The 2,347-nt window shown below is 51.0% G+C and carries 2 protein-coding genes; both read right to left on the bottom strand.

Annotated elements, in window-relative coordinates; translation table 11 throughout:
• Positions 1 to 241 precede the first annotated feature (241 nt).
• On the bottom strand, positions 242 to 1,603 hold the full coding sequence (locus DW645_RS09740) for an ATP-binding protein (protein WP_147356642.1): 1,362 nt from the start codon (positions 1,601 to 1,603) through the stop codon (positions 242 to 244).
• A gap of 43 nt (positions 1,604 to 1,646) precedes the next feature.
• Positions 1,647 to 1,826, bottom strand: coding sequence for a hypothetical protein (locus DW645_RS09920; RefSeq protein WP_147356641.1), 180 nt, complete (start codon positions 1,824 to 1,826; stop codon positions 1,647 to 1,649).
• Positions 1,827 to 2,347 lie beyond the last annotated feature (521 nt).

Genomic DNA, 2,347 nt, shown 5'->3' with positions numbered 1-2,347 from the left:
GTCACCGCGCGGTCCGCATCTGATGGTGTCGACGTCAATGGTATACGGGTGCACCATCGACGTCTTCAATACAGAAGATATCAGTGCGGAGTGTCCGCGAAGGTCAGCCCTCAGATCCTGCTACGACTACGTCCTCGGATTGTGTGGGCTGATGAAGGACGTGGTTGGTGGGGCGCCTTGTCCCGGTCGCTGTTTCGCGGCTTTGGGCATAGAGGGGGACCTAGTTGCGGACCCAGATGGCCTAGAGGGATATGGGTGCAAACGAGAAATCGTTATTGGGGTCGTCCTTTTCCATAAACTCATCGAGGCAGAATGTCATATAGATTGGAACGTACAGGATCTTGCCCTCTTTGCCGAGGTTCTCGCGGCTTAGAACAACGGCCTCGGGAATTTTGTACTCGCCCACACTCATCAGACGGTCGAGGGCCGCATGCGCTCGAACCTTCTTGCCCGATTTGACCTCGATCGGGACAACGTGCCCGTGGGCGCCTTCGATCACAAAGTCAACTTCACCGACTTCGCGTGTCTGGTAGTACCATGCATCAGTTCCAAGGGCGACAAGCTCCTGCGCGACCACGTTCTCATAGAGACCGCCGAGGTTGGGGGTTTTCATATCAAGGTAGACAGCGCGTGCCGTGCTTCCGGGATATCGTGATGCGAGCATGCCTGCATCAGACTCGTATAGTTTAAAGGCGGTCGCCTTCTCTGTCCTCTTAAGAGGACTCCGGGCCTCCGTCACCTGGGGGACCATCAATCCAACGCCTGCGTTCACCAGCCATAGGAAATCCTGCTCGTATTTTTGAAGACGAGCTCCCTCGCCTAGAGACGAGACGATAAAGCGATGGGACTCCGCCTCAAGCTGAACGGGAATTTGCTCGAAAATGGAGCGAACGTTAAACGCTCGAGTCGATGCATATTTAGAGATATCGCTTTTGTACTGATCGACTAGCTGAATTTGAAGCTCACGCGTTCTCACGAGCGAATAGCCCGAATCGATATAGTTCTGAACGACCTCCGGCATGCCGCCGCAAACGATATAAGCTCTATAGTTTTTGAGCATCGCCTCATGAATATAGTTTTCGACGGGACGCCTCTCGACAAGGCAGTTGCGGATGTCTGCAAGCACATTCTCGCTGATGCTGTTTGCCCAACAAAACTCTTCAAAATCCATTGGCCGCATAACAATGTGCTCGACATACCCCACCGGGAAAGAAGAGATCCCCTTAAACTCAGTCCCAAGCATAGACCCCGAGAAGACATAGCTAAAGCGCCCGTCCTCGACCAACGCCTTCATGAGCGTGACGATCTGCGGATACTCCTGTATTTCATCGACAAAGATAAGCGTATCTCCCTCAACAAGCGGTGCGTCCGCAAGAAGGGCCACGCGGTTGATAAAGTCAACGGCGTTCTTAGCGCCAATAAGCACATCTCTTGCCTCGGCATCGAGCAGCAAATTGGCCTCAAAATACGATGCGTAGTTGTCTTTACCAAACGCGCGAATCGCATAGCTCTTGCCAATTTGACGCGCACCGGTAACAAGCAATGCCTTATGAGAGTTATTTTTCCAGTTCAAAAGCCTGTCAGTGACCTTACGGCGTAGCATAAACCCCTCAATGACAAAAATTGGCAAATAGAATTGCCTCTAATCATACAAAAATTGGCAGATAGGAATGACCCAAATCAAACAAAAATTGGCAGATAGCAAAGATTCGCTTAGGTCCCAGAGCCATCGAGCCGGCGCGGTGCCATGCAAAAAGACTGGGGACGCCGCTGGTGTTCTCGATTGCCTGGGCGCGCAGGAGCGAGAGGGCGTCGACGGCGTTCATGCAGTATCCGACGGTAAAGTTCCATACTGCGAACTCACAATCGCTTGCCGCAGGGTGAAGCGCGATTGGCTATCCCTTTTGTTGGATGAAAAGCCCCGTGTTATTGCAGGGGTGCATACTTGTCTTGCAAGTGCATAGAATCTCGTATAGTGCGAGTAAATAATTGCAGTGTCCGTTATGTGTTTAGCAAAGATATAGTTTGCATAATCCAGCCTAATCTCTGCTCTAATTAAATAAAGTCGCACGTAGATGACGTAAACATGTGTGAGCTGGGCTTCTTTACGCTGAGCGGGTAAAAACGACCGTTCACCGTTAAACTATTTTCAAAATGAATAAAATGAGCGATAAAGAGAATATAAACCTTAATAAACTCGCGTATTGCACGGACGCGGGTTATTAATGGGTTGTAGGCCTTTTACAGAAAGGATTCCAGCAATGTCTAAGCCTCTTGGCAAGCCCGATCGTATTGTCGTCGCCCTCGGCGGCAACGCCCTCGGCAACAACCCCGTCGAGCAGATCCA

Origin of the sequence: Collinsella sp. AM23-17, assembly GCF_003470945.1 — a bacterium.
In the GTDB taxonomy this organism is placed as follows: Bacteria; Actinomycetota; Coriobacteriia; order Coriobacteriales; family Coriobacteriaceae; genus Collinsella; species Collinsella aerofaciens_O.
This window is presented reverse-complemented; position numbering and strand designations above follow the sequence as displayed.